Source organism: Pseudomonas sp. PA-6-3C, assembly GCF_021605825.1.
Classification (GTDB): Bacteria; Pseudomonadota; Gammaproteobacteria; order Pseudomonadales; family Pseudomonadaceae; genus Aquipseudomonas; species Aquipseudomonas edaphica.
This window is the reverse complement of record NZ_WKDV01000062.1, coordinates 1-15,062: the sequence shown is the minus strand read 5'-3', so window position 1 is coordinate 15,062 and position 15,062 is coordinate 1. Positions and strand designations below refer to the sequence as shown.

The 15,062-nt window shown below is 60.9% G+C and carries 9 protein-coding genes; 8 read left to right on the top strand and 1 reads right to left on the bottom strand.

Translation table 11 applies throughout. From position 1 onward, the window contains the following. Positions 1–134 precede the first annotated feature (134 nt). A complete protein-coding gene (locus tag GIW48_RS27690) occupies positions 135–5,003 on the bottom strand; it encodes an NAD-glutamate dehydrogenase (RefSeq protein ID WP_017136646.1) in 4,869 nt (1,622 codons plus the stop codon). Positions 5,004–5,473: 470 nt separating this feature from the next. On the opposite strand from GIW48_RS27690, the gene GIW48_RS27685 reads away from it, so the two are divergent. The 8 genes from GIW48_RS27685 to GIW48_RS27650 all read left to right on the top strand — a co-directional run bounded on the left by GIW48_RS27685 (position 5,474) and on the right by GIW48_RS27650 (position 14,791). After that, complete coding sequence (locus GIW48_RS27685; RefSeq protein WP_236461704.1) at positions 5,474–7,192, top strand: dermonecrotic toxin domain-containing protein; 1,719 nt, start codon at positions 5,474–5,476, stop codon at positions 7,190–7,192. A gap of 126 nt (positions 7,193–7,318) precedes the next feature. After that, the gene (locus tag GIW48_RS27680; protein ID WP_017136648.1) at positions 7,319–7,669 is read left to right on the top strand and encodes a hypothetical protein; all 351 of its coding nucleotides are present in this window, start codon (positions 7,319–7,321) and stop codon (positions 7,667–7,669) included. A 279-nt stretch (positions 7,670–7,948) separates the two neighbouring features. Next, positions 7,949–8,908 (top strand): AAA family ATPase, encoded by a 960-nt coding sequence (locus GIW48_RS27675; protein WP_003174327.1) that lies wholly within the window; start codon positions 7,949–7,951, stop codon positions 8,906–8,908. 5 nt (positions 8,909–8,913) lie between these two features. After that, positions 8,914–9,846 (top strand): DUF58 domain-containing protein, encoded by a 933-nt coding sequence (locus GIW48_RS27670; protein ID WP_017136649.1) that lies wholly within the window; start codon positions 8,914–8,916, stop codon positions 9,844–9,846. Beyond that, positions 9,843–10,337 (top strand): DUF4381 domain-containing protein, encoded by a 495-nt coding sequence (locus GIW48_RS27665; protein WP_017136650.1) that lies wholly within the window; start codon positions 9,843–9,845, stop codon positions 10,335–10,337. The genes GIW48_RS27670 and GIW48_RS27665 overlap by 4 nt, the downstream gene beginning before the upstream one ends. Then, positions 10,330–11,418, top strand: a complete 1,089-nt coding sequence (locus tag GIW48_RS27660) for a vWA domain-containing protein (RefSeq protein WP_017136651.1) — start codon at positions 10,330–10,332, stop codon at positions 11,416–11,418. The genes GIW48_RS27665 and GIW48_RS27660 overlap by 8 nt, the downstream gene beginning before the upstream one ends. Then, positions 11,415–13,154 (top strand): tetratricopeptide repeat protein, encoded by a 1,740-nt coding sequence (locus GIW48_RS27655; protein ID WP_099549322.1) that lies wholly within the window; start codon positions 11,415–11,417, stop codon positions 13,152–13,154. Before GIW48_RS27660 ends, GIW48_RS27655 begins: the two co-directional genes overlap by 4 nt. After that, on the top strand, positions 13,151–14,791 hold the full coding sequence (locus GIW48_RS27650) for a BatD family protein (RefSeq protein WP_170039624.1): 1,641 nt from the start codon (positions 13,151–13,153) through the stop codon (positions 14,789–14,791). The genes GIW48_RS27655 and GIW48_RS27650 overlap by 4 nt, the downstream gene beginning before the upstream one ends. Positions 14,792–15,062 lie beyond the last annotated feature (271 nt).

Below are 15,062 nucleotides of genomic sequence, written 5' to 3'. Positions count from 1 at the left end.
AGCCTTCCTGTTACTGAAAGACCGCTATCGCAGGCAAGCCAGCTCCCACATTGGGTGTGTGGTGTTTGCTGGAGGGCGTTCCAACAAAAAGCCCCCGCATCTCACGATACGGGGGCTTTTGTTTTACCGAGGGATCAAGCCGGTTGCAGCACCGACTGACCGCTCAACGCCAGGTCGAGCAACTCACGGTTGGCGACCGCATACATGGCGTAGTCCGTGCCGACTGCTGCACGGATTTCGACCATCATTGCGCGCCAGCGATCGGCCATGTCCTGGTGCTGCTCAAGCCACAGGGCCACGCGGGCTTCCATGTCTTGTGGCGCGTCGGCCATTTGCAGTACCGAGATGGTGATCGCCCGTTGCTGCCAGTCCACATCGTCGCGGAACGCTTCGCGGGCCTGGGCCTGCCAGTTGTTGGCCACCGGCAGATCGCTGATCTGCTGCAGGTACCACGGCAGGTCCAGCGCGCTGCCGACGGCGAAGTAGGCCTTGGCCACTTCGGCGGCGTCATGCCCGGTCACGTCGGCGGCTTCGATAATCGGCAGCAAGGTGTACAGGTGAGTCGTGCCTGCAACCATGCGCGCCAACAATTCCGGTACGCCGGCTTCGGTATAGGCCTGGTAGCGGTTCTGCCAGCCTTCGCGGGTCGGGCCTTCCAGCAATTCGTCGAGCTTGAGGCCCAACGCCGCCAGGTGCGGACCGAAGTGCGCGGTGTCGCGGCCAGCGTCCTGCTCGTTGCGACGGCTGCGCAGGAACCAGCGCGTGGCACGACGGCCCAGGCGCATCAGCTCATCCATCAGCTCCAGTTGCACGTCGGCGGACACCTGGTGGTCCAGGGCTTCGATCTGACGGAACCAGTGCGGGAGGTGGAAGATGTCACGCACGATCACGTAAGCACCGGCCACGTTCGCCGGGCTCATGCCGGTCGACTCTTTGAGTCGTTGAACGAAGGTAATGCCCATGTGGTTGACCAGGTCGTTGGCGATCTGGGTGCTGACGATTTCGCGCTTGAGGCGGTGACGGCGCATGGCTTCGCCGAACTTGGCCACCAGGCTCGGTGGGAACGCGGTCTCCATGTCACGGGTCAGGTAGTCGTCATCCGGCACCAGCGACTTGAGCAGGGCTTCCTTGAGGTCGATCTTGCTGTAGGAGATCAACACCGACAGCTCAGGACGGGTCAAACCCTTACCGGTGGAGGCACGCTCCACAAGCTGCTCTTCGGTCGGCAGGTACTCGATGGCGCGGTCCAGCTTGCCACGGCCTTCCAGGTCGCTCATCAGGCGCTTGTACTCGGCAGCACGCTCGTAAGCCTTGCGCGCGGCCAGGGACAACGCCTGGGTCTGCTTGTAGTTGTTGCCCAACACCAGGTTGCCGACTTCGTCGGTCATGCTCGCCAGCAGCTGGTTGCGCTGCTTGTCGGTCATGTCACCGGCCTGCACCACTTCGTTGAGCAGGATCTTGATGTTCACTTCGTGGTCGGAGCAGTCCACACCACCGGCGTTGTCGATGAAGTCAGTGTTGGAGCCGCCGCCATTGAGGCCGAATTCCACACGGCCCAATTGGGTCATGCCGAGGTTACCGCCCTCGCCCACTACTTTGCAGCGCAGCTCATTGCCATTGACGCGCAGCGCGTCGTTGGCCTTGTCGCCCACATCGGCGTGGCTTTCAGTGCTGGCCTTGACGTAAGTGCCGATACCGCCGTTCCACAACAGGTCCACCGGCGCCTTGAGCAAGGCGTTGAGCAGTTCGGTCGGGGTCAGCTTGTCGGCCTGGATGTCGAAGCGTTCTTTCATCTGTGGCGAAATAGCGATGCTTTTGGCACTGCGCGAGAAGATCCCGCCGCCTTCGGACATGATGCTGGTGTCGTAGTCGGTCCACGCCGAACGCGGCAGCTCAAACATGCGCTGGCGCTCGACGAAGCTGGTCGCCGGGTTCGGGTTCGGGTCAATGAAGATATGCAGGTGGTTGAAGGCCGCGACCAGTTGCAGCTTGTCGGACATCAGCAAGCCGTTACCGAACACGTCACCGGCCATATCGCCGACGCCCACCACGGTGATGCTGTCTTCCTGCACGTTGATGCCGCGCTCACGGAAGTGACGCTGTACACCGACCCACGCGCCCTTGGCGGTGATGCCCATTTTCTTGTGGTCGTAACCTGCCGAACCACCGGAAGCGAACGCATCGCCCAGCCAGAAGCCGTAGTCGATGGCAATGCCGTTGGCGATGTCGGAGAAGGTCGCAGTGCCCTTGTCCGCCGCGACGACCAGGTACGGGTCATCGTCGTCATGGCGCACGACGTTGACCGGTGGCACCAGGGCGCCGTCCTTGAGGTTGTCGGTAATGTCCAACAGGCCGGAAATGAAGATGCGGTAGCAGGCGATGCCCTCGGCCGCGATCTCGTCACGGGTGCCGCCCAATGGCAGGCGACGCGGCAGGAAGCCGCCCTTCGCGCCCACCGGCACGATGACCGAGTTCTTGACCTGCTGGGCTTTTACCAGGCCGAGCACTTCGGTACGGAAGTCTTCTTCACGGTCGGACCAGCGCAGGCCGCCGCGCGCAACGTTACCAAAGCGCAGGTGCACGCCTTCAACGCGCGGCGAGTACACGAAGATTTCAAACTTCGGCACCGGCTTGGGCAGCTCAGGAATCGCACGCGGGTCGAACTTGAAGCTGAAGTACGACTTGTTCTGGCCGTTGGCGTCGGTCTGGTAGAAGTTGGTGCGCAGGGTAGCCTTGATCAGGTCCAGGTAGCGACGCAGGATGCGGTCTTCGTTAAGCACCTGAACATCGTCCAGGGCCGTGAGAATCGCTTGTTCCAGGCGTTGCTGCTTGTCTTCGAGGTCATCGGCGGTGAGCTTGCGCGCCAGGTAGAAGCGGGTCTTGAACAACCGGGTCAACTCGCGAGCGATGTCGGTGTGGTTGTTCAGGGTGCTGGCGATGTAACCCAGGTCGAAGCCCAGGCGGATCTGCTTGAGGTAACGCGCGTAAGCACGCAGCAGCGCCACGTCGCGCCAAGGCAGGCCGGCGGTAAGTACCAGACGGTTGAACGCATCGTTTTCGGCATCGCCATGCACGATGTGCACGAACGCGTCCTGCAGGGTGTCGTTGAGCTGCTGGATATCCAGGTTCACGCCTTCGGCGGCAATGAACGCAAAATCATGGATCCAGAACTCACGGCCATTGGCGTGACGTAGGCGGTACGGGAACTCGCCCAGCACGCGCAGGCCGAGGTTTTCCAGGATCGGCAGCACGTCGGACAGCGCCAGTGGCGTGTCGGCGTGGTAGAGCTTGCAATGCAGCTCACGCTGGCCGGAGACCTGGCCCAGCGGCTGATAGAAGCTCATGACCAACGGGTTGGCTTCGGTCAGGCTGTTGAGGTGCTGCATATCGACCACAGCCGAATGCGCAGCAAAACGCTCGCGGTAACCTGCCGGGAAGCCTTTCGGGAAATCCGCCAGCACGTTGGTGCCCTGGGCTTCGCCGAAGCTTTCCACCACCAGGCTGGCGTAGTCGTCCTGCCAGCTGCGGCAGGCCTGCACCACTTCTTTTTCCAGCTGAAGCGGGTCGATGTCCAGGCGGTTCTTCGGGTCAACCCGCAGAATCAACTGCACACGGGCCAGTACGGATTCGGAGAAGAAGGTCCAGAATTCGCAGTCCGAGGCTTTCAGGCGATCCATCAGCACTTGCTGGATCTTCTGGCGCACTTCGGTGGAATAGATGTCGCGCGGCACGTAGGCCAGGCAGTAGCAGAAACGACCGTACGGGTCTTTGCGCAGGAACACGCGAATCTTGTTGCGCTCCTGGATCTGCACGATCGACATCACGGTGTTGAACAGCTCGTCGACCGGGGTCTGGAACAGGTCATCACGCGGCAAGACTTCAACCACCTGGGCCAGCTCTTTGCCCAGGTGTGCCTTGGCCTGGAAGCCCGAGCGGCGCTCGATTTCCGCGACTTTACGGCGGATGTAAGGGATCACTCGCACGCTTTCGCCGTACACCGACGAGGTGTAGAGGCCCATGAAGCGGTGTTCCTTGATCACCTTGCCGTCGGCGCTGATCTCACGGATCGACACATAGTCCGGGTACGCCGGACGGTGCACGCGGCTTGGGTGCGCGGCCTTGGCGAACGACAGCACGGTCGGTTCACGCAGGTAAGCCACGGCGTAGTCTTCGATGCGCGTGTCTTCGGCGGTGAGGCCGGCACGCAGCAATTTGGTCAGACCGAGGAAGGAGCCGGTGTCATATTCGATATGACCGCCGTCCGCCTCGTCACGTACCACAAACTCTTCATAGCCAAGGAAGGTGAAGTGGTTGCCCACCAGCCATTCCAGGAAGCTCTTGATCTCGGCTTTTTCTTCGCCGTCGATGCTGAACTGGCTCGCGTCGATACCGGCCAGCAGGTCCTGGACCTTGGCTTTCATCGGTTCGAAATCGGCCACGGCCACGCGCACTTCGCCCAGCACTTGCTCAAGCTCTTTGCTCAGCACGTTGAGTTCGGCGGCATTGGCGCAACGGTCGATTTCCAGGTACATCAGCGATTCTTGCAGAATGCCTTCGCCCTGGGTGCCTTTGGGCAGGATTTCCAGCAACTCGCCTTTTTTGCCGCGACGCACGCTGAGCACGGTGGTTTGCAGGGTGTGGATGCTGTAGCCACGGCGATTCAGCTCGGTGCGTACCGAGTCGACCAGAAATGGCAGGTCATGGTGCAGTACTTCGACCGCGGTGTGGGTCGACTGCCAGCCATGACGTTCGTAATCGGGGTTGTAGACCCGCACTTGCGGTTGGGTGTGATCAAAGCGCTCAAGCAGGCGCCAGGCAGACAGGGTGCAACCGGCCAAGTCGGAAAGGCGACGTTGGGTCAGTTCGTCCAGGGAAATAATGCCGAAGAATTGCTCAGCGAACAGCGCCACTTGTGGCAGTGCCTGTTCACTGATGTGCTGCGCCAGTGCCGCTTGCAGTTGATGCTGGAAGTCGGACTTGCTGGCTGCGGTGAAGAACGCCATCTGTGGTACTCCGCTTGGGCTTGTTATTGATGGAAGCGTCGCGTGTTATCCCCTTGCGGGGAGACCGTCAGCTCTGTTCGTCAATAACCTTATAACGAATCGAGGTGACAGGTGGGTGAAGCTGCGCAAGGCGATCAGGTCACATCGGATGCGCCGTTTGGCAGGTGACGGTACGACGGGCAGGTCAACGGCCTGACGGTGGCGCATCCACTGCGCAGCTTAACGAGTGTAGGAAGACGGTTGCTTTCCGTACGGCGACATATTCGGTCAAGCGCAGGCAGCGCTGAACATTCTCTAGCGCCCTGCACCTGGGCGAGTAGGACGATAGTTTTTTTCTGTGTAGGCCATAGGCATTTTGAATGGAGTGAATACAGCTCATTCGACCAATTAAAACTGACTCGATGCACACAGCATCGATTGCGCAAACACACCACGGACGGCCCACTGATTAATTGAAGTGAGCGTTTAGTATGACCAGCATAACTGCAACTGTAAGTCAGGGTATTATCAGTGCCTCGACGAATGTACCGAATGGCGTTCCCACTTACCCAACACCGCGCCAAGCCCATAATAAGCCTCCCCTCCCTGAATTAAACTGGGATCGCCCGGAGTTGAAGTGGGGCGAGCAGACCGTACGGCCAGAACAACCTGCCGTGCAACACGATAGCTGGCCAGCCTCTTATTTTTCCGAGCCATTAAAAAGAAACAACGCGCTCGACAGGTATGCAGCCGACAAGTACAAACCCTTCATGTCCGCCACTCAACATACCTCAGAACATGTGGCAGCCCAGATTAAACAAAAGTGGGGGATCGACGCCGATCCGGAAAAAACCTTTCTGGTCACCTTTGCTTATGACAAAAACACCACGCCTCACAAGGCGGTCATTACACAAAAAATCTCCCTGGCGGATGCGGCATGCCTGAATATTCAACACACGCCACGGCCCAAGGGGATGACTGGAAAACAAGAGGCTCCCAAAGGGCAACCTACCGAACCCTTCGACATACAGCCTAATTCCCGCCACACGGAAAAGCCCAATTGGGACGGCACTTTCCCACGTCCACTCGTGGGCAATTTCAATACTTATTATCACGGTATTGTGACTGAGCCCTCGCCCGACGCACCCACTACTTACGGTGCGGGCCAGCATGTTCAGATCCCCCCGGCCGACTTCAAAAAAATGGTCTGGGACCATGCCTATAAAAAACCCTACGACCAGTACCTGAACTTCAAGTGGTCGCCTGAAACCCGTGAGTCCTATACCGCACTTGCCAAAATTAGCTACCTTAATGCTGCGCACGCCCAACATCATGAGCGCTCGCTGGACGAGGAAGGCCGAAAGATCGCCATGAGCCTCGTCGGTGTGCCCGCCAACCAGACTTATCTGGATGCAGGGCTGGAAACACTGGTTAAACCGCACACGCCAGACGCAAGCCTGGAGACCAAATTTCTGAGTTTCAATGGCTTCCACTCCACTGACATTTTCTATACCAGAGACGTCAATACTCAGAAAACGCTTCTATACATTCCAGGCAATTCGTCCCCCATCCACTCGTTCGATTCGCCCCAAGCAATGAATAAATGGCTGGCTACCCAATTGATTGACGAAGATAAAGCCGCCGCTTTCAAAAAACATTTCTCCCCAAAAGATGCTTCGTCTTCATTATTTAAAAAAGGCTTCGATGCGCGATTGGAGCTGATTCGACAGCACATCAAAGAGCCAGGCGCTGTGGACTTCCTGGAACGGCAAGGCTTTTGGGAAGAGGGTGGCGTATTTGATGGCAAAAACATCACGGGCGACCCTTTCAGCGAGGTTCAAGAGCGCACAGAAAAAAGCATGAAAGCCAGTACCAACCAGGAGTTCGTGCTGAACACAGACCACAACAAGCAAACAATTCTTAAGGCAAAAAAATGGTTGGATGGAGCGCTTCTGCTTGCAACCCCCATTGGCTTGGCACTGCCCCCCGTGGGCATCTTGCTGACGGCGCTGAGTGTGGGCTCCGGATTGCTGGAAGTGGGCGTGGGCATTCACGACAACGCCAACGACCGCGCAAACGCCGATGACAGGATTACGTTCGGTGTATTCAACGCGCTCAAGCCAATACTGACTGCGGGGGCTGGCAAGGCTTCAGAACCCATCACCGGGCCGATCAAAACAGTGTTAAAGGCCACTATTTTGGCGAAATAACCCACTGCAAGTGCGATACCCGTAGTTGCAGGGGCAGTCCAATCCACTTAAGAGCAGCGTAAACGTTTGTACGATGGCAAAATTAGCCGCCCGTCGTTCAAGTACGCTGCTTTTAGAGGACTGCCCATGCAACTGACCACTCCCCACCTGATCGCCACACCCTGTGACGAAGAAGAAGACAACATGGCCATGCTGTGCTGCCACGGCAATAATGGCGAAATGTTCATGCTCAGCCGTTACCCGGACGAGGATGAGGTTGAGCTGACCTGGGATTACGAACCGTCGACCCTGGATGGGCTGAAAGTGACCTTGAGTGACACCACGCTGGTGATTGAACTGGCGGCGGGTGATGCCGATGCACTGGGCGGCAAGGACCACTTGCGGATCAACCACACCACCGCCGCGTCGGATTTGGCTGAAGTTGAAGAAACCTTGCAGAACATCCTCAAGGGCACCGGCACCTTTAGCCGGATTTAGGCTGTTCCAAGGATCAAATGTGGGAGCTGGCTTGCCTGCGATGCAGGCACCTCGGTGTATCAGGTCACTCCAGTTGATGCCATCGCAGGCAAGCCAGCTCCCACAGGGGCCGAGCGACCCTCAGTGGAATTTGTGCTTTCCACACAAAAGTCCTACAAGTTTTGCTAAAAATACCCGCCGCGCCGTTAGTCGCTACACCCTGCGATGCATTAAAGTAGACGCCCCAGGCCCGGCGGTTTTTTTCGACGTTGGGGCTCATCTCTCCAGGAACCGTCATCGATGGAACATCGTGAAGCGCTGCTTGCGCTGCGAACCTTTCTTTCTACGCAGATTCTCGGCCAGGAAAAACTCATCGATCGCTTGCTGATCGCCCTGCTCGCCGACGGCCATATGCTGGTAGAAGGCGCACCGGGCCTGGCCAAGACCAAAGCCATCAAAGAGCTGGCCGAAGGCATTGAAGCGCAGTTCCATCGTATCCAGTTCACCCCCGACCTGTTGCCGGCCGACATCACCGGCACCGAGATCTATCGCCCGGAAACCGGCAGCTTCGTGTTCCAGCAAGGCCCGATCTTCCACAACCTGGTACTGGCGGACGAAATCAACCGCGCGCCAGCCAAGGTGCAGTCTGCATTGCTCGAAGCCATGGCCGAGCGCCAGGTCAGTGTGGGTCGCAGCACCTACGACCTGTCGCCGCTGTTTTTGGTCATGGCCACGCAAAACCCCATTGAGCAGGAAGGCACCTACCCGCTGCCCGAGGCCCAGCTCGATCGCTTCTTGATGCACGTCAAAATCGGTTTCCCGGACGCGGCGGTCGAACGACGCATCCTGCAGCAAGCCCGTGGCGAGGCGCTCAATGGCGAAACCAAGCCCGAGCGCCGCGTGAGCCAGCAGGCGATTTTTGCCGCGCGCAAGGAAATCCTCGGCCTGTACATGGCCGATGCGGTGGAGGAATACCTGGTGCAACTGGTCATGGCCACGCGCACCCCGGCCAAGTTCGATCCCGAAATGGCCGAGTGGATCGCCTATGGCGCCAGCCCGCGCGGCTCCATCGCCCTCGACCGCTGCGCCCGCGCCCATGCGTGGCTGGCCGGGCGCGACTTTGTCAGCCCGGAAGATATCCAGGCAGTACTGTTTGATGTGCTGCGTCACCGCATCATCCTGTCGTTCGAGGCCGAAGCGGCCGGCATTGACCAGGACCGCGTGGTGCAACGCATTCTCGACGTCGTTGCCGTCGCTTGAACCCCATGAATGCCGGCGATGGAATCCGCGTCACGCTCAGCGAATTGATTGAGATGCGCCACCGCGTGCGCGAAGTGCAGCTGTTTTCCACGCCAAGCCAGCGCAGCCCGCTGATTGGCCTGCACCACTCCAAGCTGCGTGGGCGCGGTGTCGACTTCGACCAAGTTCGCGTGTACCAGGCTGGCGACGATGTGCGCACCATCGACTGGCGCGTGACGGCCCGCACCCAGGAGCCGCACACCAAGCTGTTCCATGAAGAACGTGAACGGCCGATTTTCATCATGGTTGAGCAAAGCTGTCGGCTGTTCTTCGGCTCCGGGCAAATGTTCAAATCGGTACTCGCCGCCCAAGCCGCCAGCTTGATCGGCTGGGCCGCGCTGGGGCACAACGACCGCGTCGGCGGGTTGGTATTCGGCGACAGCGAGCACTACGAAATCAAGCCCCGGCGCAGTAAACAAAGCCTGCTGCAATTGCTTAACCGCCTGGTGCGCGTGAACCAGAGCCTGAATACCGAAAGCCGCCCCGAAGCCGACGCGTTGGGCATGGCGCTGCGCCGTGGCCGCGAAGTGTTGCGCCCGGGCAGCCTGGTGATTGTGATCTGCGATGAACGCGCGTTGACCGAAGGCGCCGAGCAACAGCTGAGCCTGCTGTCACGCCATTGCGACCTGTTATTGTTGCCGATCTCCGACCCACTGGACCACGCCCTGCCCGCCGCCGGGCTGCTGCGTTTCGCTGAACGTGGCGCGCAATTGGAACTGGACACGCTGAATTTCGATTTGCGCCAAGCCTATAAAGCCCAGGCTGAGGAACGCATTGCACGTTGGGAACTGCTGGCACAGAAGCTGCGCATTCTATTGATGCCCCTGAGCACCCAAAGCGAGATGGTCGAGCAATTGCGCGAATACCTCAACCCGCAACGCCCGGTTAAAAAGCAATGAGCAGCCTCGACCAACTGCAGCCACTGATCGCCCCGCCGGCCATCGGGTTCTGGCCGCCTGCGCCGGGTTGGTGGCTGTTGCTGCTGGTGATCCCGCTGCTGGGCTGGGGCCTGTGGTGGTTGCGCCGTTTCCTGCCCACCCGGCGCCCCGTGGCCCGCGCCGAACAACCGCTGGACCCGCTGCGCATCGCCGCCCTGGCCGAACTTGCGCTGATGCCCAAACCCTACGACGGCGCGCCCGCCGGTGCCTGGCTGCAGCAGCTCAATGGCCTGCTCAAGCGCCTGTGCCGCAACGACTACCCCTACAGCCAGAGCCACACATTAAACGGGCGCAAATGGCTGGCGTTCCTCGACAACCGTTGCCCCGCCGCCGGGCTTACACGCTGGATGGTGTTGGTCGAAGGCGCCTACAAACCCGAATGCAAACTCGACGACAAGGCCATCGCCGGCCTGACCCAAGCGGTCGATACCTGGATTCGCAAACATGTTTGAGTTCGCCTGGCCGTGGATCTTCGCCCTGTTGCCCTTGCCGTGGTTGATGCGCTTCATTCTGCCAGTGGCCGACAGCGGCGAACCCGCGCTGAAGGTCAGCTACCTGGCCGACCTTGAGGGCCTGGCGCGCCGCCGTGCGCGGGTCAACCTGCCCGGCTGGCGCCAGCAAGCGCCGTTCGTGGTGCTGTGGCTGCTGCTGCTGACCGCCGCCGCGCGCCCGGAGTGGCTTGGCGAACCGCTGCCCATTGCCGCCAGCGGCCGTGACTTGCTGGTGGCCGTGGATGTGTCCGGCTCCATGGATTTCCCTGACATGCACTGGCAGGACGATGACGTCAGCCGCCTGAGCCTGGTGCAGCATTTGCTCGGCGACTTCCTGGAAAGCCGTGAAGGCGACCGCGTGGGCCTGATCCTGTTTGGCAGCCAGGCTTACCTGCAAGCCCCGCTGACCTTCGACCGGCGCACCGTGCGCACCTGGCTGGATGAAGCACGTATCGGCATCGCCGGCAAAAACACCGCCATCGGCGATGCGATTGGCCTGGCCTTGAAACGCCTGCGCCAGCGCCCGGCGCAAAGCCGTGTGCTGATCCTGGTCACCGATGGCGCCAACAATGCCGGGCAGATCGACCCGCTGACCGCCGCGCGCCTGGCGGCCGAAGAAGGCGTAAAAATCTACCCGATCGGCATCGGCGCCGACCCCGAGCAAACCGGTTCGTTGGGCATCCTGGGCGTCAACCCGAGCCTGGACCTGGATGAACCGGCCTTGAAGGCCATCGCGGACGCCACCGGTGGCCGCTACTTCCGCGCCCGCGACGGCGACGAGCTGCAAAAAATCAAACAAACCCTGGACCAGCTTGAGCCCGTCGCGCAACAGCCGACCCAGGCACGCCCGGCCCAGGCGCTGTACAGCGCACCGCTGGCGCTGGCGTTGATCCTGAGCATGTTGCTGGTGGTTCAAGAACGCTGGCCCAATAACCCCTTGCAACGCACCTTCAACAAACTCTCGACCAAGGGCATTTTCCTGCAACAGCACCCGCAATGGCGCCAACGCCTTAAACGCCTGCGCTTGCGGAGGCGTCGATGATCGACCTGTGGCCACACTGGTTTCGCCCTTGGTGGTTGTTGCTGCTGCCGTTGCTCGGCTGGCTGCTGTGGCAGCTGTGGCACCGACAAAAGCGCGCCGGGCGCTGGCAAATGATTTTGCCGCCGGCGTTTCATGCGGTGCTGCTCAGTGGCGGCAATGGCCGCGAGAGTAAATCGCCCTGGGTGGTGCTGGGTATCGCCTGGCTGCTGGCCGTGCTGGCATTGCTTGGCCCCAGTTGGCAAAGGGTTGAACAGAACAGCCAGAAACCGGCCGACCCGGTGGTGGTGCTGTTGGAACTGACCCCGGAAATGCTCGCCACCGACAGCCCGCCCAATCGTTTGGAGCAGGCACGGCGCAAGCTCTATGACTTGCTGCAGGCACGCGACAACGCGCCCACCGCCATCGTCGTGTATGCCGGCAGCGCCCATACGCTGGTGCCGCTGTCGGATGATCTGGCCACCAGCCGCAACCTGCTCGAAGCCCTGCGTCCCTCGATCATGCCCGAGCCAGGCCATCGTGCCGATCTGGCGGTGGAAAAAGCCCTGGGTTTGCTCAAGCAAGCCGGTCTCGGCCAGGGGCGCCTGTTGCTGGTCGGCTCGTCGCTGTCGAAACAGGAGCGTCAAGGCATTCGCCTGCAGTTGCAGAGCGCCCAGGCCCCCAGCTTGTCGATCCTCGGCATCGGCAGCCGCGAAGGCACGCCGGTGACCCAGGAAAGCGGTGAGTTCCTTAAGGATGACCAGGGCGCCATTCTGGTGCCGCGCCTGGACGGCCCGACGCTCAAGGCGTTTGCCAGTGAAATGGGTGGCCGCTACCGCGCCGCGCGCCTGGATGACAAAGACCTGCGCCAGCTCAACCTGCTCGATGGCCCGCAGGCCCTGCGCAACGACGGCCAACTGCTGCACCTCGACACCTGGGCCGACCAGGGTTACTGGCTGCTGCTACCGTTATTATTGCTCGCCGCCTGCGCCGGGCGTCGCGGCTGGCTGTTCTGCGTGCCGTTACTGTTACTTGGTGCGCCGCAGCCCAGCTATGCCTTTGAACTTCAGGACCTGTGGCTGCGACCCGACCAGCAAGGCCAATATCTGCTGAAGAAACAACGCCCCAACGAGGCCGCCAAACACTTCGAAGACCCGCAATGGCAAGGCGTGGCACTGTATGAGGCGGGCAACTACGCCGAGGCGATCAAGCGTTTTGCCCAAGGCAATGACGCGTATTCCCACTACAATCGCGGGAATGCGCTGGCCAAATCCGGCGAACTGGAAGCCGCCATCGACGCTTATGAGCAAGCACTCGAAGCCCAGCCCGACCTGCAACCGGCGCTGAAAAACAAAGCGCTGGTCGAAACCCTGATCCAGGAAAAGGCCCAGCCCGAGCCGGCCAAGCCTGTCAAAAATGAGGATGACGAAACCACCCAACCCGGCCAAACTGCGCAACCGGGCAGCAGCGGCCAAAGTGCCACGGGGGGCGAGCAATCACCCCAAGGCCAAGGCCAGGCCAGTGCCGGCGATAACCAGACGGGCGCCACGCCCAAAGCCGGCGGCAACGACGTACCGGGCAGCGAGCTAGGGGACGAACACACCACCACCCCGCCCTTGCGCCCCGCCGATGCCAGCCTCGATGGCGAGCACCGCCAGGCGCTGGAGCAATGGCTGCAGCAGATCCCGGACAACCCCGGCGAACTGCTGCGACGTAAATTCTGGTACGAACAGCAACAACATCAGGACAAGACTCGATGAGCCGCCGCACCACCCTTCTGCTCCTGCTCGCCCTGTCGGCAAGCCACGCCCAGGCGGCCAACCTGGTGGCGAGTGTCGACCGCAGCCGCGTCAATTCCGGGGAAACGGTGGAGTTGACAGTGGAATCCAGCGACGTCACCCAGTTCGGCAAACCCGACTTGTCACCTCTGGATGCGCAGTTTGAAGTGAGCGGCACGCGCCAGATCAACCAGCTGACTACCTTGGGCGGCGATAACCACGCCACCACGCGCTGGATCATCACGTTGCTGCCCAAGGAAAACGGCACCGTGGTGATTCCGCCGCTGCAAGTGGGCGAACTCAAGACCCAGCCGATCAGCCTGCAAGTGCTGGAAACCGCCAGCCAGAACACCAGTGCCGAACTGGCCCCGGTGTTTATCGAAGCCAATCTGGACCAGAGCAGTGTGTACGTTCAGGCCCAGGTGCTGTTGACCGTGCGCGTGTACCACTCGGTGTCGCTGTATGACGACAGCAGCCTCACGCCGTTGCAAATCCCCGATGCGCGCATTGAACAATTGGGCGAGTCGCGCACTTACGAGAAGGTCATCAACAGCATTCGCCACGGCGTAATCGAAACCCGCTATGCGATTTACCCGCAGCACAGCGGTGCCTTGGTGATTCCGGCGCAGACTTTCAGCGCCACCTTGGTGGAATCGCGCCCGCCCCAAGAGAACACGCTGCAGGGCACCAAGCCGGGCAAGTTGATTCACGCAAGCTCTGCCCAATTGCCGCTGACCGTCAAGCCCAAGCCGGAGTTCTACCCCGCCGACGCCGCCTGGCTGCCCGCGCGCAGCTTGACCCTGAGCGAAGTCTGGAACCCCGAGCCTGATCACGTTCAAGTGGGCGACTCCCTGACCCGCAGCCTCACGGTCAAGGCCGAAGGCCTGTCCAGCGCCCAGTTGCCGGCCCTGCCCAGCAGCGACATCAATGGCCTGCGCCGCTACCCGGACCAGCCGGTGCTCGGCAACCAAAACAGCGACCGTGGCCTGATCGGCAGCCGTGAGGACCGCGAAGCCCTGGTGCCAACCCGCGCCGGTGCCGTGGAGTTGCCCGCCGTGGAAGTGGTGTGGTGGAACACCCACGAAGATCACCTGGAACGCACCAGCCTGCCCGCACGCACGCTGCAAGTGGCGACCAACCCAAGCCTGGTGGTGGACACGCCCGCCACACCAACGGTCATTACCGCACCGGACGATAGCCGCCTGTGGCTGTGGCAACTGAGCACCTTGATACTTGCCTGCACCACGCTGTTGGGTTTCGGCCTGTGGTGGCGCGCACGTCGCCAACCCGCCGTGCAACGCGCCGTACAAACCGGCCCGAGCCCGCGCTCGCTGTTGGACGACCTCAAGCGCGCCACCCAGGCCAACGACCCGCAAGCCACGCGCCAGGCACTCGACGCCTGGGCGCGGCAACAGCCGGAAACCCTGGCCGACATGGCGGCGCGGTTCGTGCCGCTGTCGGATGCCTTGGATGGGTTGAACGGCGCGCTGTACAGCGAGAGCGGCCAATACTGGCTGGGTGAAGATTTATGGCGTGCGGTCAAAGCAATTCCGATGGTCGAGCGTGCGCAAGACCCGGCAACGGACACCACCAGCTTGCCGCCGTTGTATCCCAAGTAAATCTCTCTCTACCTGACAGCACAAAACCCATGTGGGAGCTGGCTTGCCTGCGATGGCCATAGGTATGCCGCTTTTTCCTGTGGCGAGCAGGCTTGTCCTGCGTTGGGCCGCGAAGCGGCCCCAGTAAAGGCACTGCAATTTTCCTGAAAGAACTCAGTGTCTGGGTTTGGGGCTGCTTCGCGGCCCAACGCAGGACAAGCCTGCTCGCCACAACAGCACACTTGCCACAGGCTTCGTGTTGCTGAAATACCGAGGTGTCTGCATCGCAGGC